Annotated in this window: 22 protein-coding genes; 13 read left to right on the top strand and 9 right to left on the bottom strand. The window is 46.2% G+C overall.

What is annotated here, in order from left to right:
- Positions 1-48: 48 nt before the first annotated feature.
- Both SB724_RS13540 and SB724_RS13545 read right to left on the bottom strand, forming a co-directional pair.
- Positions 49-411: a hypothetical protein gene (locus SB724_RS13540; protein WP_004393264.1), complete on the bottom strand. Its 363-nt coding sequence runs from the start codon at positions 409-411 to the stop codon at positions 49-51.
- A 160-nt stretch (positions 412-571) separates the two neighbouring features.
- Positions 572-958, bottom strand: a complete 387-nt coding sequence (locus SB724_RS13545) for a hypothetical protein (RefSeq protein WP_061861682.1) — start codon at positions 956-958, stop codon at positions 572-574.
- A 111-nt stretch (positions 959-1,069) separates the two neighbouring features.
- On the opposite strand from SB724_RS13545, the gene SB724_RS13550 reads away from it, so the two are divergent.
- From SB724_RS13550 to SB724_RS13580, 7 genes are all read left to right on the top strand, one after another.
- Positions 1,070-1,489, top strand: a complete 420-nt coding sequence (locus SB724_RS13550; RefSeq protein ID WP_038464446.1) for a lipocalin family protein — start codon at positions 1,070-1,072, stop codon at positions 1,487-1,489.
- Complete coding sequence (locus SB724_RS13555; protein ID WP_038460439.1) at positions 1,479-2,003, top strand: hypothetical protein; 525 nt, start codon at positions 1,479-1,481, stop codon at positions 2,001-2,003. The genes SB724_RS13550 and SB724_RS13555 overlap by 11 nt, the downstream gene beginning before the upstream one ends.
- A gap of 68 nt (positions 2,004-2,071) precedes the next feature.
- Positions 2,072-2,884, top strand: coding sequence for a sugar-phosphatase (gene yidA / locus SB724_RS13560; protein ID WP_326155495.1), 813 nt, complete (start codon positions 2,072-2,074; stop codon positions 2,882-2,884).
- A gap of 70 nt (positions 2,885-2,954) precedes the next feature.
- Positions 2,955-3,896: a DNA-binding transcriptional repressor DeoR gene (gene deoR, locus SB724_RS13565; RefSeq protein WP_410571513.1), complete on the top strand. Its 942-nt coding sequence runs from the start codon at positions 2,955-2,957 to the stop codon at positions 3,894-3,896.
- A 90-nt stretch (positions 3,897-3,986) separates the two neighbouring features.
- The gene (deoC, locus tag SB724_RS13570) at positions 3,987-4,655 is read left to right on the top strand and encodes a deoxyribose-phosphate aldolase (RefSeq protein WP_410571515.1); all 669 of its coding nucleotides are present in this window, start codon (positions 3,987-3,989) and stop codon (positions 4,653-4,655) included.
- Between the two features lie 92 nt (positions 4,656-4,747).
- Positions 4,748-5,929, top strand: coding sequence for a NupC/NupG family nucleoside CNT transporter (locus SB724_RS13575; protein WP_004393280.1), 1,182 nt, complete (start codon positions 4,748-4,750; stop codon positions 5,927-5,929).
- Between the two features lie 27 nt (positions 5,930-5,956).
- Complete coding sequence (locus tag SB724_RS13580) at positions 5,957-7,258, top strand: pyrimidine-nucleoside phosphorylase (RefSeq protein ID WP_007614811.1); 1,302 nt, start codon at positions 5,957-5,959, stop codon at positions 7,256-7,258.
- 38 nt (positions 7,259-7,296) lie between these two features.
- Here the strand turns inward: SB724_RS13580 and SB724_RS13585 are convergent, their stop codons facing one another.
- The 6 genes from SB724_RS13585 to hutP all read right to left on the bottom strand — a co-directional run bounded on the left by SB724_RS13585 (position 7,297) and on the right by hutP (position 14,754).
- Positions 7,297-8,715: an amino acid permease gene (locus SB724_RS13585; protein WP_007407815.1), complete on the bottom strand. Its 1,419-nt coding sequence runs from the start codon at positions 8,713-8,715 to the stop codon at positions 7,297-7,299.
- Positions 8,716-8,785: 70 nt separating this feature from the next.
- The gene (hutG, locus tag SB724_RS13590; RefSeq protein ID WP_410571517.1) at positions 8,786-9,736 is read right to left on the bottom strand and encodes a formimidoylglutamase; all 951 of its coding nucleotides are present in this window, start codon (positions 9,734-9,736) and stop codon (positions 8,786-8,788) included.
- Positions 9,729-10,994, bottom strand: coding sequence for an imidazolonepropionase (hutI, locus tag SB724_RS13595; RefSeq protein ID WP_410571519.1), 1,266 nt, complete (start codon positions 10,992-10,994; stop codon positions 9,729-9,731). Before hutI ends, hutG begins: the two co-directional genes overlap by 8 nt.
- 1 nt (position 10,995) lies before the next feature.
- Positions 10,996-12,660 carry a urocanate hydratase gene (gene hutU / locus SB724_RS13600; RefSeq protein ID WP_410571521.1) on the bottom strand — a complete coding sequence of 555 codons (1,665 nt, stop codon included), beginning with the start codon at positions 12,658-12,660 and terminating at the stop codon, positions 10,996-10,998.
- Positions 12,657-14,195 carry a histidine ammonia-lyase gene (gene hutH, locus SB724_RS13605; RefSeq protein WP_410571523.1) on the bottom strand — a complete coding sequence of 513 codons (1,539 nt, stop codon included), beginning with the start codon at positions 14,193-14,195 and terminating at the stop codon, positions 12,657-12,659. Before hutH ends, hutU begins: the two co-directional genes overlap by 4 nt.
- Before the next feature lie 112 nt (positions 14,196-14,307).
- A complete protein-coding gene (gene hutP / locus SB724_RS13610; protein ID WP_004393292.1) occupies positions 14,308-14,754 on the bottom strand; it encodes a histidine utilization transcription antiterminator HutP in 447 nt (148 codons plus the stop codon).
- 241 nt (positions 14,755-14,995) lie between these two features.
- Here hutP and abnB point away from each other — a divergent pair, with 241 nt between their 5' ends.
- The 3 genes from abnB (at position 14,996) to SB724_RS13625 (ending at position 19,866) form a co-directional block, all read left to right on the top strand.
- On the top strand, positions 14,996-16,402 hold the full coding sequence (gene abnB / locus SB724_RS13615) for an arabinan endo-1,5-alpha-L-arabinosidase AbnB (protein ID WP_410571526.1): 1,407 nt from the start codon (positions 14,996-14,998) through the stop codon (positions 16,400-16,402).
- 123 nt (positions 16,403-16,525) lie between these two features.
- Positions 16,526-19,255 (top strand): AAA domain-containing protein, encoded by a 2,730-nt coding sequence (locus SB724_RS13620; RefSeq protein ID WP_410571528.1) that lies wholly within the window; start codon positions 16,526-16,528, stop codon positions 19,253-19,255.
- Between the two features lie 221 nt (positions 19,256-19,476).
- A complete protein-coding gene (locus tag SB724_RS13625) occupies positions 19,477-19,866 on the top strand; it encodes a (deoxy)nucleoside triphosphate pyrophosphohydrolase (RefSeq protein ID WP_021494688.1) in 390 nt (129 codons plus the stop codon).
- Here SB724_RS13625 and SB724_RS13630 read toward each other — a convergent pair.
- Positions 19,855-22,986 (bottom strand): DUF3427 domain-containing protein, encoded by a 3,132-nt coding sequence (locus SB724_RS13630; protein WP_410571530.1) that lies wholly within the window; start codon positions 22,984-22,986, stop codon positions 19,855-19,857. The two genes, SB724_RS13625 and SB724_RS13630, sit on opposite strands and share 12 nt — an antisense overlap.
- A 251-nt stretch (positions 22,987-23,237) precedes the next feature.
- Between SB724_RS13630 and SB724_RS13635 the strand changes: the two genes are divergently transcribed.
- The 3 genes from SB724_RS13635 (at position 23,238) to SB724_RS13645 (ending at position 25,949) form a co-directional block, all read left to right on the top strand.
- Complete coding sequence (locus SB724_RS13635; RefSeq protein WP_021494690.1) at positions 23,238-23,684, top strand: universal stress protein; 447 nt, start codon at positions 23,238-23,240, stop codon at positions 23,682-23,684.
- A 147-nt stretch (positions 23,685-23,831) separates the two neighbouring features.
- The gene (locus SB724_RS13640) at positions 23,832-24,743 is read left to right on the top strand and encodes a DMT family transporter (RefSeq protein ID WP_021494691.1); all 912 of its coding nucleotides are present in this window, start codon (positions 23,832-23,834) and stop codon (positions 24,741-24,743) included.
- Between the two features lie 141 nt (positions 24,744-24,884).
- Entirely contained in the window at positions 24,885-25,949 is a 1,065-nt protein-coding gene (locus SB724_RS13645) for a polysaccharide lyase family 1 protein (protein WP_410571533.1), read from the top strand.
- Positions 25,950-26,091 lie beyond the last annotated feature (142 nt).

Consider the following 26,091-nt stretch of genomic DNA (forward strand, 5'->3'; position numbering starts at 1 on the left):
ACAAATGACAAAGCCGGTATCTCGCGCTTTGTCATTTGCATGACCGGCCTATTGCTGGTATGAATGCTGCTGAAACGGTGTGTGATGCTGTGTTTGCGGGAATGAAGAAACATTAGCGTTCGCCATCGGTGCAGGCATGTGCCCGCTTACTTCCTGCTGAAGCTGATTGCACACATTCACGATTTGCTGGCATTTCTGAATGGCCAGTTCATGCCCCTGAAGCGCTTGCTGAATGGTATGAACGGCATGCTGTTCATGGTTAAGCATCTGCTGAAGCATTTGAATGTTTTGCTGTTCCTGCTGGAGCATTTGCTTGTACTGCTGACTGCTTTGCTGTGTCTGCTGAATAAGCTGCTGTGCTGTTTGGCGGCATTGCTGCAGCTGATTTCCGCTGTATTGGTTTTGATACATCATGAAGACCTCCTGAAGTGATTGATTTTACACATTTATCATGTGAAAGAATAGGAGAGGCATTCATGCAAGAATGGGATTCAATTATTTACCTGTTATGTACAGAGCGGAATACAAGGCTCGGGATGGCCTGTCGAGCTTTGTATTCCGGCCCTTTTTCTCAGAAGCCGCCTTCTGTAGCGTGAAAAGGAATATTGAGTCTGTTTTCGACTGCGCGCAGGCGCTGATTCAAACGGTTTAAGCGGCGGGTATGGATTTCAATGGACTGGCTCAGCCGTCTGATCTGCTCATTCATACGCGTGATTTCCCGGTTTTGGCGCTGGTCTTCTTGTGAGAGGCGGGTGAGCTCTCTCGTTTGCTGGGCGTTTTGTCTTTCAAGCTGGGCAACTCTCCGTTCTAAACCTGTCGGCTGCCGCTCTTCGGACTGAGGGGGCGCATAATAATAGCTTTCCTGCTGCTGATACGGCTCATACTCAACGCGGCTCACTTCGTATTCCTGCTGCTGAGGGAAATAGGCAGATGGGGTGTAGTACTGATATGGGTTCATTCATCATTCTCCTTATCTAGTGAAGTCTTTATACACTATGTAGTCAATTGCACAGTGCCACGGCATCCGCCTAACTTACAGACGTAAAAAAAGCTTCAAAGGAAGGTGATCATGTTGCGGAACATACGGATTTTCATCATGACGGTTCTTGTTTTCGGATGCGTCATGATAACAGGCTGCTCGCAAAAGAAAGCAGACGAACCTCCTTTTTATTACGGGACATGGGATGCGGGGCTGAAACCGGGACCGATGGACGGGGTCAGATCTGAAACCGTCACGTTTACGAAAGACAGCGTGCTGACAAAGCAGGTCATTAAAGGCCGCGGCGAGGTTCCCATGCCCTCGGATGTGTACAAGGTGATCTCACAAAACACGGACGGAACGATCGAGATTGAATACCTCGGCCATCCGCACCCCGTCAAAAGCACGTTGAAAAGAGGAAAAAACGGTACGCTCATTTGGAAGATATACGGAGAAACAAAAACAATGACAAGAATAAAAACCGGCGGGGAGGATGCACATGAGAAATAAGGCTGCCGACAGACTCGTTTTGACGGGTGTCATCGTACATATCATTCAATGGTTTTCACTGTTATGGTTATTTTTTATGCTTTTTGATCAGTTCGGGCGTTTTACCATTTACAATCCCAATGTCGTCAACGGCAGCATGCAGTCTTTTTCATTCTTTGATATGATGCGCGCTCTTCTGTTTTCCGGCACGCTGCGGAATACGCTCCTGCTGTTTCTGTTTGCGGCGATGCTCATTTACTTGTGGGTGAACGCTCTGTTTATCCTGCTGGAAATCGTTTCTTATATCATGATCAGGCGGAACAGCCGTTCATTATGGGCATACTTTCCCGCAGCGATGGGAATAAAGCTTGCCCTTCTGGACATAGCGGCCGTCCCTTTCTTTGCGGCGGGGCTGATGCTCTTGAAGCAGAAAACAGATGACGGCGGCGAACAAGCTGACAAGAGGAAAAGACGGCCCCGCATCCGGAGGCAGGCCCGGTATACGAAGAGAAGGCGGAGAAACTTGTCCGTTTGATTTTTCATTGAAACGAAAAAACGATATGATGAAAGCATAAGTAGAAAAGGATACAAAGGAGATGCAGGATGTACAAGTTAATCGCAATAGATATGGACGGAACACTATTAAACGATCATCATGAAGTGACGGCTGAAGTCCGCGGGGCGCTTGATGCCGCCAAAGCGGAAGGGGTCAATATCGTCCTGTGCACGGGCCGGCCGATCGGCGGCGTGCGTCGGTATTTGGAAGAGCTGAATTTACAGGAAGAAGGCGACTTTGTGATTGCCTATAACGGCGCACTCGTCCAAAATACGTATACAAACGGTGTCGTGGCCGAGCAGTCATTAGGCTTTGAAGATTTGGAGTCGCTTTACGAGCTGAGCTTACAGCTGGATACCCCGATGCATTACTTTGACACAGCCAATCTGTACACGCCGAACCGGGATATCAGTGAATACACGGTATACGAATCATACATTACGAAAGTGCCGCTTCATTTCCGCACGATCGATGAAGTGCCGAAGGATATTCTGATTCCGAAAGTCATGTTCATTGACGATCCGGACAAGCTGGAGAAAGCGATCGCTTCCATTCCGGAATCATTCAAGGAAACATACACAATGGTCAAAAGCGCGCCATTCTTCCATGAGATTCTTCACCCGAAAGTCAGTAAAGGAAACGCGGTCAAGCTGCTGGCCGAAAAACTCGGCATTGAGCAGAAAGACGTCATGGCAATCGGCGATAACGGCAACGACATGTCCATGATTCAGTGGGCCGGCTGCGGTGTGGCAATGGCCAATGCCATCCCGGAAGTAAGGGAGATTGCCGATTTTGAAACGAAATCAAATAACGAACACGGCGTGGCGCATGCGATTCAGGAGCTTGTGCTGAAAAAATAGGCACCCCATCAGAGGGTGCTTTTTTACCGCGTGTTTTGGTGATATGATAAGCGGAGAGGGGAGGCGCGACATGGATCGTGAAAAACAGCAGCTCAGCATAGAAGCGGCAAAACTATATTATCAATCAGATTACAGCCAGCAGCAGATCGCCGAACGGCTTAATCTGTCACGCCCCACCGTTTCAAGGCTGCTTCAGTACGCAAAGGAAAAAGGGTATGTGCAAATTCGCGTCATGGACCCGTTTGAGGATCTGGACGAACTCGGTGCGAAGCTGGAAGAAAAATACGGGCTGCTTGAGGCACACGTCGTCTTTTCTCCAAGCGACGATTACCAGGCCATTACACATTACTTAAGCCGCTATGGCGCAGACTATATGCATAAAACCGTAAAGGACGGCGATATACTCGGCGTAAGCTGGGGGACGACGATGTACCAGATCGCAAGCCGCATGGAGCCGAAGCAGGTAAAGAGCGTTGAAGTCGTGCAGCTGAAAGGCGGCATCAGTCATTCCAATGTCAATACGTATTCGTCAGAAACGATTCAGCTGTTCGCCGAAGCATTTCAGACGATGCCGAGGTATTTGCCGCTGCCGGTTATATTTGACAGCGCCGATGTGAAACAGATGGTCGAGCGGGACAGACATATTAAGCGGATCATTGAAATGGGCAGACAAGCCAATATCGCCCTGTTTACGGTCGGAACCGTCCGGGATGAGGCGCTGCTTTTCAGACTCGGTTATTTCCGGGAAGAAGAGAAACAATTGCTGAAAGCGCACGGGGTCGGCGATATTTGTTCGCGCTTTTTTGACGCGGAAGGCAGGATTTGCAGCAGCAGCATTAACGGCCGGACGATCGGAGTCGAGCTCAGCGACTTGAAAATGAAAGAGCGTTCGATTCTGGTGGCGGGCAGCAGCAGAAAATCCAAGGCCATTCACGGTGCCCTGAAAGGAAAGTACGCCAACGTTTTGATTACCGATCAGCATACGGCCAAAAAACTCATTCAAGAATTGTGACAATTCATGAACATAATTTCAATTACCAATTTACATATGTTCAAAATTCGGTTATTCTAAACGTATCCTAGGAAAAAGGAAGTGCATACAATGTCAATTGCAAGTCAAATAGACCATACTGCTTTGAAACCGCATACACAAAAAGCGGATATTTTACAACTGATAAATGAAGCAAAAGAATATAAATTCGCTTCCGTTTGTGTAAACCCGACTTGGGTCAAACTCGCAGCTGAGGAACTGAAAGGCACGGGAGTTGACGTTTGCACCGTTATCGGATTTCCTCTCGGCGCAACGACATCGGAAACAAAAGCATTTGAAACGAAGGATGCCATCTCAAAAGGGGCAACTGAGGTTGACATGGTCATCAATATCGGCGCATTAAAAGACGGCGATGATGAAGCGGTTGAAGCTGATATCCGCGCGGTAGTTGAAGCAGCTGATAAAAAAGCGCTCGTCAAAGTGATCATCGAAACATGCCTTTTGACAGATGAAGAAAAAGAGCGTGCGTGCCGCTTGGCGGTATCAGCAGGCGCCGATTTCGTCAAGACGTCTACCGGTTTTTCTACAGGCGGGGCAACGGCTGATGACATCGCTCTTATGAGAAAAACAGTCGGACCGGACATCGGGGTCAAAGCATCAGGCGGCATCAGAACAAAAGCTGATGTTGACAGCATGATCGCTGCGGGCGCGAGCCGGATCGGCGCAAGTGCGGGCGTCTCTATCGTGAGCGGCGGAGACAGCGGCAGCAGCGACTATTAATCAGCAGTGCGGAAGCTGAAAGCTTCCGCCATCCCCTTTCTTTGTTGATGCATAAAAAATTGTAAGCGAATACAAATAAAAGGAGAACACATATGAAGTATCTCATCGGAATTATCGGAATCATTGTGTTTTTAGGTCTTGCCTGGCTTGCCAGCAACGGCAAAAAAAGAATCAGAATCCGGCCGATCGCCGTCATGCTCGTGCTGCAGCTGATTCTCGGTTATATTCTCCTCAACACCGGTATCGGGAATTTTCTTGTCGGCGGTTTTGCAAAAGGATTTAACTACTTGCTGGAATATGCATCAGAAGGGATTAACTTTGTATTCGGCGGGCTTGTGAATGCGAAACAGACGACGTTCTTCATGAGCGTGCTTCTGCCGATCGTCTTTATATCCGCTTTAATCGGAATTCTGCAGCATTGGAAGGTCCTTCCCTTCATCACGAAGTATATCGGTCTTGCGTTAAGCAAGGTGAACGGAATGGGGAAAATCGAATCTTACAACGCTGTTGCATCCGCGATTTTAGGGCAATCAGAAGTCTTTATCAGTTTGAAAAAACAGCTCGGTTATCTTACTGAACAGCGCTTATATACGCTTTGCGCGTCCGCAATGTCGACGGTCTCAATGTCGATCGTCGGTTCTTACATGATGATGCTGAAGCCTGAATACGTCGTGACGGCGCTTGTGCTGAACTTATTCGGCGGATTTATCATCGCTTCTATCATCAACCCGTACACCGTCAGCAAAGAAGAGGATTTGATCGTCGTTCCTGAAGAAGAAAAGCAATCCTTTTTTGAAGTGCTCGGTGAGTATATAATGGATGGATTCAGAGTCGCCGTCGTCGTAGCGGCGATGCTGATTGGATTTGTCGCACTCATTGCCCTGGTCAACGGCGTTTTTAACGCGGTCTTCGGCATTACATTCCAGGCGCTGCTCGGATATGTATTCGCGCCGTTTGCGTTTTTAACCGGTATTCCGTGGAATGAAGCGGTGAGCGCCGGAAGCATTATGGCGACGAAAATGGTATCGAATGAATTTGTGGCGATGCAGACACTCTCATCCGGCGATTTCCATTTCAGTGCGCATACACAGGCAGTGGTATCTGTATTCCTTGTCTCATTCGCGAATTTCTCCTCTATCGGAATCATTACCGGTGCGGTGAAAGGGCTGCATGAAAAACAAGGAAACGTCGTCGCGCGGTTCGGTCTGAAGCTGCTGTACGGCGCAACGCTCGTCAGCTTCTTGACAGCGGCGATCGTCGGATTGATTCACTGAACATAAATGAAGGACAGGTGATAGATCATGAGAATGGTAGATCTTATTGTAAAAAAACAAAATGGAAAAGAACTGACAACAGAAGAAATTCAATTTTTCGTAAAAGGATACACGGACGGAAGCATCCCTGATTATCAGGCAAGCGCACTGGCTATGGCGATTTACTTTCAGGATATGACAGATCAGGAGCGCGCAGATCTGACAATGGCGATGGTGAATTCAGGGGAAACGATTGATCTCTCCGCCATTGAAGGCATTAAGGTCGACAAGCACTCTACGGGCGGGGTCGGCGACACGACAACTCTCGTACTCGCACCGCTTGTCGCGGCGCTCGGCGTTCCTGTCGCTAAAATGTCCGGCCGCGGTCTTGGCCATACGGGGGGGACCATTGATAAGCTGGAAGCGATCGAAGGCTTCCATGTGGAATTGTCAAAAGATGAATTCATCAAGCTTGTGAATCGCGACAAGGTAGCCGTCATCGGACAAAGCGGCAATTTGACGCCTGCCGATAAAAAGCTGTATGCGCTGCGTGATGTAACGGGTACGGTGAACTCTATCCCGCTGATCGCAAGCTCAATTATGAGTAAAAAAATCGCCGCCGGAGCAGATGCCATCGTGCTTGACGTCAAAACGGGCGCCGGCGCGTTTATGAAAACGGATGAAGACGCCGTGAACCTCGCCAAAGCAATGGTCCGCATCGGAAACAACGTCGGCCGCCAGACGATGGCCGTGATTTCTGACATGTCGCAGCCGCTCGGTTTTGCGATCGGGAATGCTCTGGAAGTACAAGAAGCCATTGATACGTTAAGAGGGGAAGGGCCTGAAGACTTAAACGAACTCGTCCTCACGCTCGGCAGCCAAATGGTCGTATTGGCGAAAAAAGCTGAGACATTGGAAGAAGCGAGAACAAAGCTTCAGGAAGTCATGAAAAACGGCAAAGCGCTTGAAAAGTTCAAAGAGTTCCTGAGCAATCAGGGAGGAGACGCTTCCGTTGTTGACGATCCGTCCAAACTTCCGCAGGCGGCGTACAAAATTGACGTTCCGGCGAAAGAAGCGGGTGTCGTTTCAGAAATCGTCGCCGACGAAATCGGCGTCGCAGCGATGCTGTTGGGCGCGGGACGTGCGACAAAAGAGGACGAAATCGATCTTGCCGTCGGCATTATGCTCCGCAAAAAAGTCGGTGACAACGTCGAAAAAGGCGAGCCGCTCGTCACCCTTTACGCCAACCGCGAAAACGTTGACGACGTGACCGCCAAAGTTTATGACAACATCCGCATCTCAGAAAAAGCGGAAGCGCCGAAGCTGATTCATACGCTGATTACGGAATAAGAGAAGAAAGGCACATACCTCATCAGTATGTGCCTTTTTTATGGCATGGTTTTATCCAAATGAATGTCACGGACGGATTGTTTCGGCTGTTTCTTTCTCAAAAAACGAATGAGATAGCACAGGATCATACAAGGAATTCCGCAGAAGAGGGCGATTCTTTGATTGGGATCAAATGCAAGGCCTACGCATGAAGCGAAACATAAGATCACAGCGGCGATCGGAACGAGAGGGTATAACGGTGTGCGGAAGGTCAGATCCGAGACGCGTCCGCCGTTTTTCACATAATGTTTTCGAAATAACAGCTGAGACAGGGCGATGCTCATCCATACCACGACGCCGGCAAATCCGGCTATTGCCACGAGCACCACGTAGACCGTGCCCGGGGCGGCGATGCTTGAGATCAAGGATATGCAGGAAACGGCCATGCTGGCGAGCAGGGCATTCAGCGGAATGCCTTTCGGCGTGACTTTTTTGAACCGGGCGCTGATCATGTTTTCATTCGCAAGGGACCACAGCATCCGGGTGGAAGCATACAGTCCGGAGTTGGCGACCGAAAGCAAAGCCGTTAAAATCACGAAGTTCATGATATCTGCGGCGTATGGGATACCGATTTGGGAAAAGACCGCGACAAACGGACTTTCAATCACACCGGCTTCCTTCCAGGAGATCAGTCCGGACAGCACAAAAATGGCGCCGATAAAAAAGATGACCGTTCTCCAGGCGACATTTCGGATCGAACGCGGAATATCTTTTGCCGGATTGGCGGTTTCACCCGCGGTGATTCCGATCAGCTCCGTCCCTGAAAAGGCGAAGCTTACGGAAATCATCGCGATGAAAACCGCAAGAAAGCCGTTCGGAAACAGCCCGCCGTGTGAGGTGAAATTCGACAGCATTGGAGCTTCACCCGAACCGTGCAATGAAATCAAACCGAACATCGCGGCGCCGCCTAAGATGATAAATAAAAGGATGGTAACGATTTTGACGCTGGAAAACCAAAACTCTGTTTCTGCAAACAATTTAACGGAGAATGCATTGGCGGCAAAAAGGAGAGCCGCGAAAATCGCGCTCCACATCCAGACGCTGCTGTGGGGAAACCAGCGCTGCATGAGGATACCGGAAGCTGTAAACTCCGATCCCACCGTCACCACCCAATTCACCCAATACATGATACCGACCATAAAACCCGTGGACGGCCCGATAAACGTTGTCGCATACGTTTGAAATGAACCGGTCACAGGCATGGCTACTGACAATTCTCCGAGACACTGCATGACAAGATACATCATCAAGCCGCCGATCAGGTAAGCGGCGATCGTCCCGCCCGGCCCGGCCTGGCTCAATGTATACCCTGTGCTCAAAAACAGCCCCGTGCCGATGACCCCTCCCAATGAAATCATAAATAAGTGCCTGCTTTTCATCGTGCGCTTTAGTTGATTGCCGCCTTGATCAACATCCATCGTGATCTCCCCCTTTTTGCGTGGCGTGAGAATCTTCCGGCAGCCGAGAGCACGCGTGCCGGATTTGACTTTAACGTGACAATTTAAATCCCTTTAATGCATGTAAAATGACGTGTGCGGCTGCCCGGCTTGTCATATCGCGAAAATCAAGTGTCGGATCAACCTCAACGATCTCAATACCCGAGATGTCAGCCTCACTGGCTAAAAACCTGACCGCCTGAAGCAGTTCTTCGGTATACAGGCCTCCGGGGCCGATCGCGGGGCAGCCGGGCGCATGAGCTTGATCCAGCACATCCATATCAACCGAAATAAAAATGGTGTCGGCTCTTTTTTGAACGGCCGGCAAGACCTCTTGTATCGTTCGGAGGAGCCCTTTCTCCCGGATCATCTCCATTGTATGCACGTCTGCCTGCCGCTCTTTTACATATTGTTCATATGCCAAGCTGTTGCTGAACTCCCTGATTCCAAGCTGAATCAGGTTTTGTCCGCTTATGATATTTTCATCTAACAGCCGGCGGAATGGCGTGCCGTTTGTCGGTCCTCCGTCTTCTGTGTTGCGGACGTCGTGGTGGGCGTCGAATTGAAAGACGGCTGTTGTTCCTTTCGCTTCCGCAATGGCTTTAATGGTGGAATAACTGATGGAGTTGTCGCCCCCGAGAATGACGGGCACCCAGTCAGGCTGGTCCGTCAGAATGTCATGAATGGTCCGATAAATGTGTTCGTGAGATGTGACGACATCCGTGACGTGAATCTGAATATCGCCGATATCGTACAGATGGTCAATGACATGCTCCCGCAGCTCTGCGGAATATGCGGAAATCCCGCCGAGCGCCCGGCGGATCGCACCGGGGGCAAAGCAGGCGCCGGAATGGCTGATTGACGACTTAGAAAGCGGAGCGCCGATTAAAGCCGGCCCTTTGATCGTTTGTCCCGCCCACGCTTCCGTCACATCGCCGACCCTTGTCACATGGCGGTCGTTGAAGAGGGAGCCGGCTTTTTGCAGAAACGGATACTTATCCAAGAGCGGCTCCCTCCCTTGAAACGACCGTCTTTCCGTTCTTGATGACACGGCGGACATGATTGACGCCGTAATGATACGGGATATACATGTAATTCGGCGCTTCCCAAATGACAATGTCAGCCGCCCGTCCGGCTTTGATTTGTCCGGCCTCTTCGCCTTTTCCGATCGCATACGCGGCATTAACGGTGACAGCGTGCCAGATTTCTTCTGCGGTCATTTTTAAATGAAGCGCGGCAATCGACATAATGAGCTGGAGATTTTCCGTCGGTGAGCTGCCAGGGTTGAAGTCAGTCGCCAAACTGACCCGTACGCCCGCATCGATCATCTCCCGGGCTCTCGCATAAGTGTGTTTGCCGAGATAGAAAGTCGTGCCCGGCAGCAGGACGGCGATCGTTCCGGACGCCGCTAGCTTTTCGATGCCTTCGTCAGACGCCCCCACCAAATGATCGGCAGAAACAGCATGCAGCTCTGCCGCCAATTCCGCGCCGCCGAGCGGGTCAATCTCATCAGCATGGATTTTCAGGCCGAAACCAGCTTCAGCCGCCTTTTTCAGGTAGTCCCGTGACTGGCTGACGGTAAAGACGCCTGTTTCTGTGAAAATATCGGCAAATTGCGCGAGGCCTTTTTCTTTTATTTCAGGCAAAAGCTGCAACATGCGATTCAGAAATTCGTCAGGGCTGTTCCGGTACTCAGGCGGAATGGCGTGTGCCCCCATAAAGGTCGTGACAAGGTCGACCGGCTGGCGCCCGCCCAGTTTTTTCGCCGCGGTCAGCTGTTTCAGCTCCGTGTCTTTGTCGAGTCCGTACCCGCTTTTTACTTCCGCGGTCGTGATGCCGTATGACAGCATGCGTCCGAGGTGGAAAAGCCCTTTTTCAATCAGTTCTTCTTCGGAAGCGGCTTTCGTGTCTTTGACCGTTGACAAAATACCGCCGCCTTGCGCCAGAATATCCAAATAGGACATGCCCTGAATTTTTAAATTCAGTTCTTTTTCCCGGGACCCTCCGAATACAAGATGGGTATGGGGATCGACGAGGCCGGGGGTGACGAGCCGTCCCCCGCAGTCGATGATGTCTCGTGCCTCGTATCCTTCCTCCGCTCCTTGATGTCCGGCAAAAACAATGCGCCCGTCGTGAATGCCGATGACGGCATCTTCCGTGACACGAAGATCCTGCATGCTTCCGCCTGATCGGGGGCCGCCGGATTCCATCGTCAGCAGCTGGCCGATGTTGGTGAGTATGGTATCTATTTGTTTCGGCATGTTACCGCTCCTTTTTCATCGGTATCATAATGTCTTGTTCCTCGGCGACTTGAGCCGCTTTTTCATAACCTGCGTCCGCATGGCGGATGATGCCCATTCCCGGATCGCTGGTCAGAACGCGGGAAAGCCGTTGTTCCGCAAGGATGCTGCCGTCAGCGACCGCGACCATTCCCGCATGAAGGGAATATCCCATGCCGACGCCCCCGCCGTGGTGAAAAGAAACCCAGCTTGCGCCTGAGGCGGTGTTGATCAGCGCGTTCAGCACCGCCCAATCGCCGACCGCGTCGCTTCCGTCTTTCATCGCTTCTGTTTCCCGATTCGGAGAGGCGACAGATCCGCAGTCTAAATGGTCTCTTCCGATGACGATCGGGGCTTTCAGCTCGCCGTTTCTGACCAATTCATTGATGGCGAGCCCCATCTTTTCCCGTTCACCGTAGCCGAGCCAGCAAATACGGGACGGCAGGCCTTGGAATGTGACTTTTTTCTGTGCCATGTCAATCCAGCGGTGAAGGGCTTGATTTTCTGGAAACAGCTCTTTTAATAAAGCGTCCGTGCGGTATATATCTTCAGGATCGCCCGACAGCGCAGCCCAGCGGAACGGCCCTTTTCCTTCACAAAATAACGGCCGGATGTAGGCGGGAACGAATCCCGGGAAATCAAAAGCATCGACGAGCCCCTCATCTTTGGCAGCCTGGCGGATATTGTTGCCGTAATCAAAGACGATAGCCCCTTTTTTCTTGAAGGCGAGCATGGCTTCCACATGCTTTTTCATACTTTGCTTGGATAGCCTTACGTATAAATCGGGCTGATCCCGGCGCAGGCAGTCGGCCTCTTCAAGTGAGTATCCTGCCGGAATATAGCCGATCAGCGGGTCGTGAGCGGAAGTCTGATCGGTCACGATATCAATATGGACGCCGCGGTCCAAAAGCTCATGATGCACCTCAGCCGCATTGCCGAGAAGACCGATCGATAAAGGTTCTCCGGCTTGTCTGGCTGCTTCAGCCCAGCGCAGCGCTTCGTCAATTGATGCGGTTTTACGGTCGCAATAGTTTGTTTCCATCCGTTTATCAATCCGTGTTTCATCCGCTTCAACGGCGATGACGACGCCATCATTCATCGTGACGGACAGCGGCTGGGCGCCTCCCATTCCGCCAAGACCGGCCGTCAGCGTAAGGGTTCCTTTCAGACTGCCGCCGAAATGCTGTCTCGCAAGCTCCGCAAAGGTTTCATAGGTGCCTTGCAAAATGCCTTGTGAGCCGATATAAATCCAGCTGCCGGCCGTCATCTGCCCGTACATCATCAGTCCTTTTTTCTCAAGGTCATGGAAATGCTCCCAATCCGCCCATTTCGGCACGAGAACCGAATTAGCCAGCAGGACGCGGGGCGCGCGGCTGTGCGTGCGGAACAGTCCGACCGGTTTTCCGGATTGGATCAGCAGTGTTTCATCATCTTTTAACGTTTTGAGGGAACGCTCAATCGCGTGAAAAGCATCCCAGTTTCGAGCGGCCTTGCCTATGCCGCCGTATACGATCAGATCCTCCGGCTTTTCGGCAACCTCCGGGTCAAGGTTGTTTCGGAGCATGCGGAGCACGGCTTCCTGCTCCCATCCTAAGCATTCAAGTTCGGTGCCGCGGCCGGCGCGGATTGATTTCTTTACATCAGTCATCTTGTAAGTCCCCCTTCATTGGTCATCAGTTTTTGGTGATGCTCATTCGGCAGAAAAGACTCCTTCTTCAGCCAGTCACTCAGATGCTCGATGTCATAAGAAAACACGCGGTCTTCTTGTATGGACGGCACGATGTTTCTCATTTCGTGATAGAGCTGTTTTGTGTACGAGGCGCAATGTTCCGCACCCCGGTATTCCACGGCCTGCAGCGCGCAAATAGCTTCAACGGCAAGCACCCGCCTCGTATTCGCAATGATCTGGTAGGCGTGTCTTGAGGCGATGGTTCCCATGCTGACGTGATCCTCCTGGTTTGCCGATGAAGGAATTGAATCGACACTGGCGGGATGGGCCAGGGTTTTATTTTCTGACACGAGGGAGGCCGCCGCATATTGCATGATCATCGCTCCGGATTGTAAGCCGGGCTGAGGGCTCAGAAAGGGCGGCAGGTCATTCAGCTGCGGATTCACAAGCCGTTCGATCCGGCGTTCAGAAATATTCGCAAGTTCGGCCGCCGCCACTTTGAGAAAATCCATGGCAAAGGCGATCGGCTGTCCGTGAAAGTTTCCGCCTGAGATGATTTTGGCGCCGTCTTCGAAAATGAGCGGGTTATCTGTCGCGGCATTCATCTCAATTTCTAATTTTTCTTTTACATACGCTAATGTCTGCCATGACGCGCCGTGAACTTGAGGAATACAGCGGATCGAATAGGCGTCCTGGACACGCAGCTCCCCTTGGATGGTCGTCAGCTTGCTGTCTGACAAGTAATAGCGGATTCGCTCTGCGACATCCATCTGTTCCTGATATCCGCGGGCGGCATGAATGTCCTCGTCGAACGCATCGATAATGCCCTGAAGGCCTTCGATCGTTAAGCTCGCGATCCTTTCCGACTGATAGGCCAGCTTTTCGGCTTCGAGGTAAGCGATCAGCCCCATCGCGGTCATGGCCTGCGTTCCGTTGATCAGCGCGAGCCCTTCCTTAGAGGTCAGGACGGCCGGCTGAAGGTTTGTCTTTTCTAAAGCATGAGCTGTCGGCATCCGGGCCCCTTCGTAAAAGACTTCGCCTTGCCCGATAAGCGCCAGTGCGAGATGAGAAAGCGGCGCCAAATCTCCGCTCGCCCCCAGTGACCCTTGCTGCGGGATGACCGGGTGAATGCGATGATTGAGATACGCGAGCAGTTGATCAATCAGCTCAGTCCGCACGCCGGAAAAGCCTTTCAGCAAGGCATTGGCTCGCAAAAGCAGCATGGCCCGCGATACAGACTCCGGAAACGGATCACCGACGCCGCACGCGTGAGAAAGAATCAGATTCAGCTGCAGATCCGCGGCGTCTTCTTTTTGAATCAGCACATCGCTGAACTTGCCGAATCCCGTCGTAATCCCGTAAATGGTCTTCTCTTCCTGAACGATCCGTTCAACCGCCGCCCTGCTTTTTTTCACACGTTCCATGCTTTCGGCAGATGCCTGAACCTCTTCAAAATCAAACAGCACACGCTGGGCATCTGCGGTTGTCAGTGAGGAACCGTCTAACGTCACCATCATTTCAACCCCTTTTCCTTTACTTTGGTAAAGCGCCCATACAAAAAGGAGCTATGCCATGAAAATGATATTTCACGCATAGCCCCCTATCATCTGAAATCTATGGGCTGATTCATATGTGATTAATTCCGACTCCGAATGTTTCGTGCTCAAGCCCCTTAATCGGAGCTCCGATCGTGCCGTAAAGGGAAACGGCGATCCAATCGCCTTCCGCCTCGCTTTCATACGGATTTCCCCGCAAGACGGCAAACTTCAGGCCCACGGTACGAAGCAGCGAGCCAAGCAGCATTTCGCCCCGCGTCACTCCGTGCAAAGCTTCCATTGTGGCATGATACAGCGCATGTGATTCGCGATAACCCTCAGATTGAATGACGCCGCTCTTTTTGGAAGCGGTTTCAATTGCGGCTACTACCTTATGCGCATCCATTGAACCCACCCTGCCGAGACAGACTTTCCAGCCGTCCCGTTCCAGCCGGCTGATCTGCTGGTTTTCTTCAGTCTCATGAAGCAGAAGAAGGACGGACAATCGCCCGATGCGGCGGTCTTTGTGTAAGGTCATATATGCTTCACTCAATTCTTAAATATTCTGATAACTAGTAACTGTTTTTTATATTAAGTGTTTGCGAATCAGAAGTCAAAACTTTTTTTCCAGTCTTTCACAAATCAGATTGCTATCGAAGTAAAGCGGTACATCGTGAAGCCGGCGCTGTTGATCACATATTTCCGCCAGCCGCATCATAAAATGGAGCGTTGTCTTGAAAGCGTTTTAAGAAAAGAAGAGAGCGAGGAGATTTCAGAAAATGAAAACCAGTTTCTTTCGTGTGTGCCTGGTCTCAGCAGCGGTCATCGGGTTCACTCTGCCGCAGGCAAAAGCCCAGCATTCGGTTTTTTCAGAGGTCAGCGTGCATGATCCGTCCGTCATCAAAACAGGAGATACATATTATGTATTCGGCTCGCATTTGGCTTCCGCCAAGTCGAAAAACCTGATGCAGTGGCAGCAGATATCTTCAAGCGTCAATCCCAATAATCCCCTGATCCCGAACGTCTACACCGAATTAAAAGAGACATTCGACTGGGCCCAGTCTGATACGCTGTGGGCGCCGGACGTCGCCCAGCTGTCTGACGGAAAATATTACATGTACTATAACGCCTGTAAAGGAGACTCGCCGCGATCCGCTCTCGGTGTCGCCGTGAGTGACAAAATCGAAGGACCCTACAAAAACAAAGGCATCTTTTTGAAATCAGGTATGGAAGGAAAAAGCGAAGACGGCACGACGTATCATGCAAACGTTCACCCGAACGTCGTAGATCCGCAAACGTTTTTTGACCATAAAGGCAAGCTCTGGATGGTGTACGGCTCTTACTCCGGCGGAATTTTCATACTGGAAATGAATCCGAAAACCGGTTTCCCGCTCCCTAACCAAGGCTACGGAAAAAAACTGCTCGGCGGAAATCACAGCAGAATCGAAGGCCCGTACATCAGCTACAATCCGGAAACGAAATATTACTATCTGTATCTGTCATTCGGCGGACTTGACACAGCCGGCGGTTACAATATGCGTGTGGCGCGCTCTAAAAATCCGGACGGTCCGTACTATGACGCCGCAGGTCATAACATGCTTGATGCTAAAGGAAAAGACGGCAGTTTCTTCGACGACAAAGCAATTGAACCGTACGGGGTTAAACTCATGGGCGGCTATAGCTTCGCCTCACAATCTGAAAAAGGCACGGGCTACGTCTCACCGGGACACAACTCCGTGTTTTACGACGGGAAAACGAAACGATCATACCTCATTTTCCACACCCGTTTCCCGAACAGAGGAGAAGAGCATGAAGTCAGAGTGCATCGGCTGTACATGAACAAAGACGGATGGCCCGTTGCAGCGCCATACCGCTATGCGGGAGAACCGGATTCACACATATCGGCGGTCTCCGCATCCGGAACCTACAAACTCATCCAGCACGGAAAAGACATCACAGCTACGATCAAAACCCCAAAAAACATCCGGCTTAACAACGACGGCACCATTTCCGGGGAAATGACCGGAACCTGGACAATAACGGACAGCAGCAAAGCCCGAATCAACCTGAACGGCACAAATTATGACGGCGTCTTCCTGAAAGAATGGGACTCGGCGAGAGAGAAAGAAGTTGTGACGTTTAGTGTGCTGAGCGGTGATGGGGAGGCTGTTTGGGGAGTGGAGTGAAACTTTTTTAGAACCCTCCTGCTTCTAGAGGGTTCTATTTTTGCACTATTTTGTAAACACCTCATTAATTTTGTATACTATAACATAAATTAACATACATTTTTGGGACACGGGGGTACTCAATTGGTACGAACAATCATTCAGATAGAAGACGCAATATACTCTGAACAAATTAAAACATGGAAATTGAACAGTCAAAATGGCGACCTCATTATACATATGGTGTTAAATGATAAAACGAAAATAGTCAAAAAGCTAGATTATTGCAAAGTATATCCATTTGAACAACTTACGTTAAGTGAAGATGAAGTTTTTGAATTAAATGGTGAGATTAGTAAGAACATTGAGTCTTCTGTTATTTATGGAGATAAATATGCGGTTGTTTCTTTCAGGGGTGGTAAGCACAGATATATTTATAAAAAAGATGCGGTTAAGAAAGTAAGGCTGAAGAATACTAAATTCAAAAACCTGTTAAATTATTTTTCTTTCATAGCTGGGGTAAAGGATAGAACAGTTAATGGTATACCTGCTATTTTAGAAGGGCAAATTCATAACCTTCCTCTAAGAACAGAAAGTGCTCTTCATGCTTATTTTACAAAAACTAGTCAATCCTTCAATAAGGAAAAAAAGCTTATATATCCGTTTGGTTTGAATCTTAGTCAAATTCAAGCGGTTGAATCTGCTTTTTCTTCTCAGGTTAGCGTAATTGAAGGACCGCCAGGAACCGGTAAGACACAAACTATCCTAAATATTATTTCTAACATTGTGATGCAAGGAAAAAATGCTGCTATTGTATCGAGTAATAATTCTGCCGTCGCAAATGTCAGTGAGAAATTAATGAAGTCAGATCTAGGTTTTTTTCTTGCATCATTAGGGAGTCAGGTGAATCAGAAGAAATTTTTTGAGAATCCTCCAAAGCTTCCCCAAGACTTCAATAGCTGGGAAATTAATATGGATGTTGAAGTAGAAATGGAACAAATTTTGTGGAACAATATTAGATCAATGAAAGAGTTACTTGAATTACAAAACAAACAAGCAGTCATAAAGCAGCAAATAAAAGATCTTGAAATGGAACAGAAATATTATACAAAACATTTTGAATCACTAGAAGCTGTTCAACCAAAACTTCTACCATTTTACAAATTCACGAAAAGTAAGATCATCGACTTTTTGGTTGATGAGGCATTAAATCATAAGAATAGAATGACATTGTTTAAACAAACAAAATATCTTTTTTATTATGGCTTATACAGCCCGAAACAAATAAAAGATCAATCTCATAAAGAAAAAATCATTACACAGCTTCAATATCATTTTTATCGACTGAAGCTTGAGGAATTAAAAAGTGAATTAAAAAGAATCGAAGACATTCTGGAAATGAAAAACTTCAATGATTTAATGGAAACAATTCAATTAACCTCAAAACAACTTTTTAAGAGTTATTTGAATAAAAAGGGGAATTTCGATAGAAAAACGCATTATACTCAGGGGAATTTCAAAAAGTCTAAGTATTTTTCATCGTTTATAGATCAATTTCCCATTATATTGAGTACTGCTTTTTCTTTGCAAAAGTCTATACCTGCGGGTTTTTTGTTTGATTACTTAATTATAGATGAAGCCTCGCAATTAGAATTAATGCCAGGGATACTTGCTCTTGGGTGTGCTAAGAATGTGGTTATAGTAGGAGATAGGAATCAGCTCCCCCACATTCCCGATACATCAGCCGAGCTTTCCCAATTTGAAATAGAATCATGCTTTAATTATATTAAAAATAGCATGCTTGATTCGATTATAAAAGTATATAAGAATCGAATACCGATTACTCTTCTAAAAGAACATTATCGTTGTGAGCCGATGATAATTAAATTTTGTAATGAACAATATTATGATGGGAAACTTATTCCTTTGACAAAACAAAAAAGTGATAATGAACCTTCCATCGTACTCATTAAGACTGTTAAAGGTAATCATATGCGGTTTCAGGGTGGGAAACATAATATTCGTGAATTAGATTCTCTTGATGAGGATGCGATTAAAAGTCTTGTGTTTCCTGAATCTTATGAAACAGGCTTTATTGCTCCTTATAGAGAACAGATTAATCATGCCGAACAGCGTTTACCTGAGGAGATTTTGAAAGATACAGTTCATAAATTCCAGGGAAGAGAATGCGATGGTATTATTTTTTCTACTGTGCTTGATAAAAAAGGAAGTAAGAATGATGTTCAATTCGTTGATAGCGCAAATTTAATAAATGTTGCTATATCACGAGCTAAAAAGCGTTTTGTTTTAGTATCAGATGTTGAAGTATTTAAAAAAAGCAACAAAGAAATTTCCGAACTTATTAGGTATATGGAATACTATACTGAATCGAGTTTATACCATGAAAGCAAAGTAATTTCAGTGTTTGACTTACTTTATAAAGAATTCTCTGAAGTACTTATTGAAAGAGAAAATAAACTTCGGAAAAGTGATTCAAAATACAAGACAGAAAGAATTATAGCCAGCTTACTTAGGGATATTCTTTCAGAAGAAAAATTTAAAAAAATCAACTTTAAAAGAGAGTATCGTTTGAAAGATCTGGTGAATGATACAAGTCACCTACATGAAGACGAAAAACAATTTATTAAAACAGCGGCAAGAGTTGATTTTCTTCTTCACTATAAGATGGGTAATGAACCTCTTGGAGTAATTGAGGTAGATGGTGTTGCATACCATCACTCAAAAGATCAAAAGAGACGAGATAGAATTAAAAACACAATTTTAGATAAAGCAGGAATACCCATCCTCAGATTGAGAACTAACGAAAGTAGAGAGCCTGAGCGTATAAAACAGTTTTTGAATAAGCATTTATAAGAAAACGACCTTGACAAATGAGGATAATCACATTTTTAATCTCCTTATAAAAAGTGCTATTTTTTTATATAATAAAAGTGAACTAACAAGATATTTCAGATGTGAGAATTTTGTTAACCAACTGAAGTCTTTCAGAAAATAGAAAAAAGCTTTCCTAACATGATTATAATTAAATAGTAATTTAACTGATCTACCGACTAAGAAAGAAAGGAAGTTTAATTTTGAAAAAAACAATAAAAGTAGCCGCCGCAGTCATACAAAATGAAAACAATGAAATTCTATGTGCTCTACGTTCTCCAACAATGTCTCTGCCTAATCTGTGGGAGTTTCCTGGTGGGAAACTTGAAGAAGGGGAGAATGCACGAGAAGCACTTGTAAGAGAAATTGAAGAGGAACTTGACTGTAAAATTGTGGCGGGCGATGTGATAGCCGATATTCATCATGAATATGAGAAGGTCATCGTAAATTTAATTTCAATAAAAGCGAAGATTGTATCAGGAGAGCCGGTAGCGAAAGAGCATGCGGAATTCAGATGGGTGCCTATACGTGAGCTAGAATCACTAGAGTGGGCACCCGCTGATCTTCCGACCGTATCTGCTTTAATTCGTTAAATCCACATACAAGTTTTCTGGGACAGGCTGATGGAGCTTCCATTTGACATTCATTGGCTTGTCTCCGTGGCTTGATACGTAATCCGCTTCTCCTACATAAATAAATGGTAAAGTGATGTTGTGCATTTCGGTGAATTTCCTCACAAATAAATGAATATGGTATCCTTTTTCCTTATGGTGAATAAAGTTTTGCCCTACGCTTGATGTATGTGAGGTTTGATTTTGACTTTGCCAGTGAAAATGGCTAGGATCAATAAAATAATCTTTATATAGCAAATGATCTTCTACTTTTTCTGACTTATTCAAATTGATAAAGATTAAATAGTGATTTTTAACTCTACGTACACCCTCTCGCCAAGTCCCTTCCTGATCAGTTGACTGAAAAAGATAAATGAGCTCATTTCTTGTATAGGTCTGATACAATGTTAGCTTAATCTCTTTTGAAGCAAGGGCTTCTATATTGTTCATACGTCTAAATTCAATCAGTCCATAGTGGACGCGCTCCTTAATATACGGTCCGAATAATGGATCGTTTAAAATCTCGCTCACTTCTGGATCTAACTTGAATGTATCACCTTGTAATGTACCAAAGCGCCAATTCTGTTTTTGATCTGATTTCGTTAAACGCTCCATTGCTCGTTGAATGAGGTCATCATGTGTATCTGTTGTGATTTGAATATGAAACTGTTTTTCTAACGATTCTTTTACATCTTCTATTGTGATGATATTTTTGTGAAAACCGCTCTGTAAAATTAACCATTCATAAGGCCATTTAATAGGTAATTGCTGTTCTAATTTTGCTACTATCCCTACAACCAAGGGGTTATTGAGAATTCCTTCATCTGTAACATTCAAATCGTCCATTTTCTTTTTGGTCTGTACCCACGATTTGTATTTCTTTATAAAAAAGGTAAGCCCAGGTGCCTGTTCAGAGTATAGAAAATCAATTAATTCTGGAGAGCGTCCTAGCTCTTGTTTAAATTGCTTGTATAACGTTTTCAGCATGGCATCTGAATTTAGTTTAATATGATCGATCTTATTTAAAATTTCTTTCTTCGTTACGGCTGAAAGGTCAACATAAGATCCTCCAGGTAAATCTGAAAACTCATGCGTCACGGCCACTCGGAGGGAATCTTTATCAAACGATTTTTGGCTTGTTTGTCCAGATAGTGCGAGTGGAATAACGAATGACTTTTGATAGTTTCCGATAAAATCCAGTATCGTTACAAACTCTTTGTCGTCAGTTTTTCTAAGTCCCCGTCCTAATTGCTGAATGAAAATCGTTGGTGATTCTGTTGGTCTAAGGAACAATAGTAGATTGAGTTTTGGAATATCTATTCCTTCGTTGAAAATATCTACTGTAAATATAATTTCTAAACTGTGGTGAGGGTCCTCTAGTTGACGAATGACCTCTTGTCTTTTTGCAGGAGAATCATTTCCTGTTAAGTAAGTTGTATAAAATCCCAATTTGTTAAATTCATCACTCATGTATATTGCGTGTTCGACGTTTGTACAGAAACCTAAGCCAACCATTTTCTCGCCGTGGAATCCATACATGTTGATCATCTTAATGATATATTCTACTCGTTTATGAGTTTTTAAATGATCTACTAGCGATTTCTCTTCGTACATTCCATTTTTCACTTTTACTTTTTCGTAATCTACAGTATGATCTGAAATTCCAAAATAGTGAAATGGTGCAAGTAGCTCTGCCTTTAGAGCATCACGGAGTCTAATTTCGTAAACAACATTATGATCACAAATCTGAAGGACGTCTTTACCGTCAAGGCGCTCTGGAGTTGCAGTTAAACCTAATAAAAACTTTGGTGTAAAGTAGTTTAATACAGCTTGATAGGTAGATGCTTCTGCATGATGGAATTCATCAATCACAATGTAGTCAAATTCATCTGTTGAAAAGGATTCCAACGTTTCTTTTTTATGTAGCGTTTGTACTGTGCTAAATAGAAAACGTTTATCTCTTTCTTTTTTCGTTCCAGTCAATAAACCAAAATCTTCATGATTATTGGTGACTTTCTGAAATGTTTCGATTGCTTTTGTAAGTAATTCTTCCCGGTGGGCAAGAAAAAGATATTTATTTGGTTTAAATTGCTCAAAATCAAATGCTGCTAAAAATGTTTTTCCGGTTCCAGTGGCGGCGATGATGACTGCTTTTGTCTCCCCTTCGTTTCTTGTTTTTTTAAGGTTTCGTAACGCTTCCTTTTGCATGGCATTCGGGGACATTTTCGTTTTGTAAAGAGAGTTTTGAGCAGCAAAGGAAGCACTTACCTTTTGGCTTCCTGCTTGGAATTCCTCATAGGCTTGTAAAAATTGTTCGTCAACAGGCTGTGTCTTTTCATTCCAAACCGTGTCAAACAAATCTTTTGTTTGTTGATAAACAGGAAGATATCTGGTTTCGGGTAGTCTAACATTTAACTCATACCCTGTCGTAAGTGCAGCTTGTGATAGATTTGAAGATCCTACAATGACACTATGCTGTCCAGAACAGCGTTCAAATAAGTATGCTTTCGTATGGAAAGATTTTTTATATTCATTTACAATTCTCAACTCAACATTTTCAAATTGAAGAAGATGTCTTAACGCCTTTGGTTCTGTAATACCCATATAGGTTGATGTAATGATGCGTACAGGGACATGTCTTTTCGCAAGCTCCTGAAGCGGAGGGATCAAAAGCTGAACACCAGACCACCTTGTAAAACTAACCATAAAGTCTACCCGATCCGCCGTTAACATCTCGTGTTTTAATGCTTTGAAAAAGTTATCATGAGTTTGATGATTTCCTAGCAGTTTCAGACGATGTAGAGAAAATTCCTCTGAAATAGGAAGTTCCACTTCGTTTAAACTATAAAGCACTGTGGAAAGTGGTAATGAAAAATTCGTATGTTGTCCAAGCTGAGAAGCAACCCTCTCGCTCAGCTGAATCGCTTGTTCATATTGATCTTGATCCACAAGTGTTTGAAATGTCTCGCTCAGTTGTTTTGCCGTATGTAAAGTCAAAACCTCTGCATATTCTTTTGGGCTGACCGGTTGAATGCGATGTGATGTTGGATAAAGTTTTTGTTGTTGCTGAATTTCCTCATGGAAGCCTCTATGATTTCTCATCATAATCTCCTTTTTTATATCAATAATTCCATTTTATCACTACTCTTACCAATAGGTAATACTAAAAAAGAAGAGAATAAAGTCCTATTTATTAAGCGCTTAAAAAATAACGCTGAGGTAGTTTGGTTTCGTATAAAGACGTCATCGCCACAAACGGAGAAAGTCTGTAAGCGCAATGTTCCGGAGAAAGCCGGCAAAATTGACATTCAGCAAAGAGAGGAGGACAATAAAAGCAGAAAGGCGGGATTCATATGTTTAAAAAAATTCTTGCAGCAGTAGACGGTTCAGACATGAGCGGCAAAGCTTTGGACGCAGCGATCCATCTGGCGAAAGAACAGCAGGCTGAACTCACCATTCTCTATGCGGGACGTGAAGCCGTTGTCTCCACATCAGCCTTAACAGGGATTGTCTATGTTCCGGAAAACTTCATTGAAGACATCAAACATGAAGTCGAGCAAAAAGGAGCGGCCATTCTGGAAGATGCCAAGCAGAAAGCGGCTGAAAGCGGAGTAAACGCGGAAAGCCTGTACGTCCAAGGCGAACCTGCGCATCAAATTTTAAACATAGCGAAAGAACAGCATTTCAATCTGATTGTCGTCGGAAGCCGCGGAATCAGCGGATTTAAAGAAATGATGCTCGGAAGCGTGAGCCATAAGGTCTCACAATTGTCTCCTTGTCCTGTACTGATCGTTCATTAAACGGAAGACCCTGCTGATGCGGGGTTTTTTTAATGAGAAAAGACCGCCGTCTTTCGAAAAATAGGATGAAATCTTCCTCTGAATCAAGTAAAATGGCTGTTAGTATTTGTCTGAATAAACAGTCAATGATATGGGGGAAGCAAATCAATGCAAGCTGAACAAACATCAAATGCCGTCATCAAAATGGTCATTTCCATGGTCATTTTCGGATCAATCGGCTTTTTCTCGGAACATACGAATGTGCCTTCAATTGAACTGGTCTTTGTGAGATGTCTGTGCGCCTCATTGTTTCTGGGCGTTTGCTGGTTTGGTTCCGGACGGTACCGCACCGAACAATGGAACCGGCGTGAGGTGCTGCAGACACTGGCCTGCGGATTTTTTCTCGTGCTGAACTGGGTGTTTTTATTTAAATCATTTGAGGAGACATCAGTGACGATAGCGATTTCCGTTTATCATCTGGCTCCGGTTCTCGTCCTTCTCCTAGGGAGCCTTATATACCGGGAGAAACTGCATATTGTGTCCGTCACTTCCATCGTGATTTGTTTTCTGGGCACCGCCCTGATTTCCGGCATCAACGGAAGTACATCATTTTCTCAGCTGATGGGATCGGGTATTATTTGGGCCGTGCTGGCCGCCCTTTTTTATGCTTTTACGACACTGGCCGGGAAAGGCATCAACAGCCTCAGCCCATACGCCGTCACCTGTTTGCAGACCGGATTGGGCGTTATCATTCTTCTCCCGTTCGTCCGTTTCGGCGCTTTTTCTGATTTGTCGCATGTGAACTGGATCATGATTGTGTCGACCGGCATCATTCATACGGGAATTGTGTATTTGCTCTTTTTTGACAGCTTGCGGTTTTTATCCACCCGGTTTATTTCAATCATCGTATTTCTTGATCCGGCGGTGGCGATTGTGCTTGACACCGTATTTACGGGATTTCGCCCCGACCTTTATCAATCTTTGGGGATTGTATTGATTTTTGCGGGAATGGCGCTGTCCCTGATTCGAAAGCAAAAAGCCGTGCCGGCGGAAACTCAGGCAGACAGCACCCGTATATAGGCGGCCGTACCGGCTGCTTTTTTTATTTTGGGGCTATTCAGCCATAACGAAAAAGCAGACAAACAGATCATGGAAAAAGAGGATAGTAATTGTATAATACTTCTTGTGTTTACAATTTAAGAGATTAAAGGAGTGAAGGGCATGATAAACAAGACGCGTCATCTCGCTTTCTTGGCTGCACTCGGCTTTGCGCTTTGTCTGGCCATCGTATGTTCCGTATCAAAGCAGGCAGAAGCGGCAGCGGCTTATCCGGATGTGATGCAGGGACTTACCGGATTCGCGGGAAATGCGAAGGACCATAACGGAAAAGCAAAATCCGCCGTATCGGGAGGCCAAGGCGGCCCCGTCGTCTACGTCAGCAATCTCAATGATTTGAAAAACAATGCGGGCGGAACGGACCGCAAAACCATCGTCATCACAAGTGATATTTCTTCCCCGGGTAAAGCCGTTGTGACAGTCGGCGCCAATAAAACCATCGTCGGCTCTTATACCAGCCACAGGCTGACCAACATCTATCTGACCACCGGCTCCGGCTCAAACAATGTGATTTTCAAAAATCTCATTATCAGCCATAGTGCCGCCATTACAGGCAACAACGACATTCCGATGTACATAGCGAACGGACAGAATTACTGGATTGACCACGTGTGGTTTGAAGGACACAGCTACAATCCGAACAGCCACAGCGATTTGGGAAAGCTTCTGTATGTCGGCGCCAAAGCGGATTTTGTGACGCTGTCTAACTCTAAATTCACAGACCATCTGTACGGCCTGATTCTCGGTTATCCGAATGATGATAACGAAGGACGCAATTATATCGGCTATCCGCATATGACGATCACCAACAACTATTTTAATAACGTCTATGTGCGTTCACCGGGTCTGATGAGATACGGCTATTTTCACGCGAAAAACAACTATGTAACCAATTTCAATTTAGGATTCACCATTCATACAAACGCGACTGTCTTCTCAGAAGCCAACTATTTCGGCAACGGAAATGAAAAAGGCGGAATGATAGACGACTACGGGACGGCCCAATTCACCGACACCGGTTCATTCCCGTCGCTCAAAGCCCCGAAATCACCGCGCACCGACTGGAATCCGAGATCAAATTACAGCTACGGCACCCTTTCAGCCCAGGACGCCAAAAACTTCGCCCAATCCTACGCGGGAGCGCAAAATACAAATCTCCGCTATCCATAATACGAAAACCGCCGGCAGCCGGCGGTTTTTTTTTATGAATAAAAGGTTCAAAATACCTATAATCCTTAAAATAACCTTAAATACCTAGGAAAATATTGATAAACAATTTCAATAATATTACTATTGTTAAGCCTATATTACA

This window comes from Bacillus sp. SIMBA_031, assembly GCF_046535225.1.
Classification (GTDB): domain Bacteria; phylum Bacillota; class Bacilli; order Bacillales; family Bacillaceae; genus Bacillus; species Bacillus velezensis.

Excerpts from the sequence above, each read along its gene's own strand:
- SB724_RS13540 (WP_004393264.1), bottom strand. The coding sequence starts at position 411 with ATGTATCAAAACCAATACAGCGGAAATCAGCTGCAGCAATGCCGCCAA.
- SB724_RS13545 (WP_061861682.1), bottom strand. The coding sequence starts at position 958 with ATGAACCCATATCAGTACTACACCCCATCTGCCTATTTCCCTCAGCAG.
- SB724_RS13550 (WP_038464446.1), top strand. The coding sequence starts at position 1,070 with ATGTTGCGGAACATACGGATTTTCATCATGACGGTTCTTGTTTTCGGA.
- SB724_RS13555 (WP_038460439.1), top strand. The coding sequence starts at position 1,479 with ATGAGAAATAAGGCTGCCGACAGACTCGTTTTGACGGGTGTCATCGTA.
- yidA (WP_326155495.1), top strand. The coding sequence starts at position 2,072 with ATGTACAAGTTAATCGCAATAGATATGGACGGAACACTATTAAACGAT.
- deoR (WP_410571513.1), top strand. The coding sequence starts at position 2,955 with ATGGATCGTGAAAAACAGCAGCTCAGCATAGAAGCGGCAAAACTATAT.
- deoC (WP_410571515.1), top strand. The coding sequence starts at position 3,987 with ATGTCAATTGCAAGTCAAATAGACCATACTGCTTTGAAACCGCATACA.
- SB724_RS13575 (WP_004393280.1), top strand. The coding sequence starts at position 4,748 with ATGAAGTATCTCATCGGAATTATCGGAATCATTGTGTTTTTAGGTCTT.
- SB724_RS13580 (WP_007614811.1), top strand. The coding sequence starts at position 5,957 with ATGAGAATGGTAGATCTTATTGTAAAAAAACAAAATGGAAAAGAACTG.
- SB724_RS13585 (WP_007407815.1), bottom strand. The coding sequence starts at position 8,715 with ATGGATGTTGATCAAGGCGGCAATCAACTAAAGCGCACGATGAAAAGC.
- hutI (WP_410571519.1), bottom strand. The coding sequence starts at position 10,994 with ATGCCGAAACAAATAGATACCATACTCACCAACATCGGCCAGCTGCTG.
- hutU (WP_410571521.1), bottom strand. The coding sequence starts at position 12,660 with ATGACTGATGTAAAGAAATCAATCCGCGCCGGCCGCGGCACCGAACTT.
- hutH (WP_410571523.1), bottom strand. The coding sequence starts at position 14,195 with ATGGTGACGTTAGACGGTTCCTCACTGACAACCGCAGATGCCCAGCGT.
- hutP (WP_004393292.1), bottom strand. The coding sequence starts at position 14,754 with ATGACCTTACACAAAGACCGCCGCATCGGGCGATTGTCCGTCCTTCTT.
- abnB (WP_410571526.1), top strand. The coding sequence starts at position 14,996 with ATGAAAACCAGTTTCTTTCGTGTGTGCCTGGTCTCAGCAGCGGTCATC.
- SB724_RS13630 (WP_410571530.1), bottom strand. The coding sequence starts at position 22,986 with ATGAGAAATCATAGAGGCTTCCATGAGGAAATTCAGCAACAACAAAAA.
- SB724_RS13635 (WP_021494690.1), top strand. The coding sequence starts at position 23,238 with ATGTTTAAAAAAATTCTTGCAGCAGTAGACGGTTCAGACATGAGCGGC.
- SB724_RS13640 (WP_021494691.1), top strand. The coding sequence starts at position 23,832 with ATGCAAGCTGAACAAACATCAAATGCCGTCATCAAAATGGTCATTTCC.
- SB724_RS13645 (WP_410571533.1), top strand. The coding sequence starts at position 24,885 with ATGATAAACAAGACGCGTCATCTCGCTTTCTTGGCTGCACTCGGCTTT.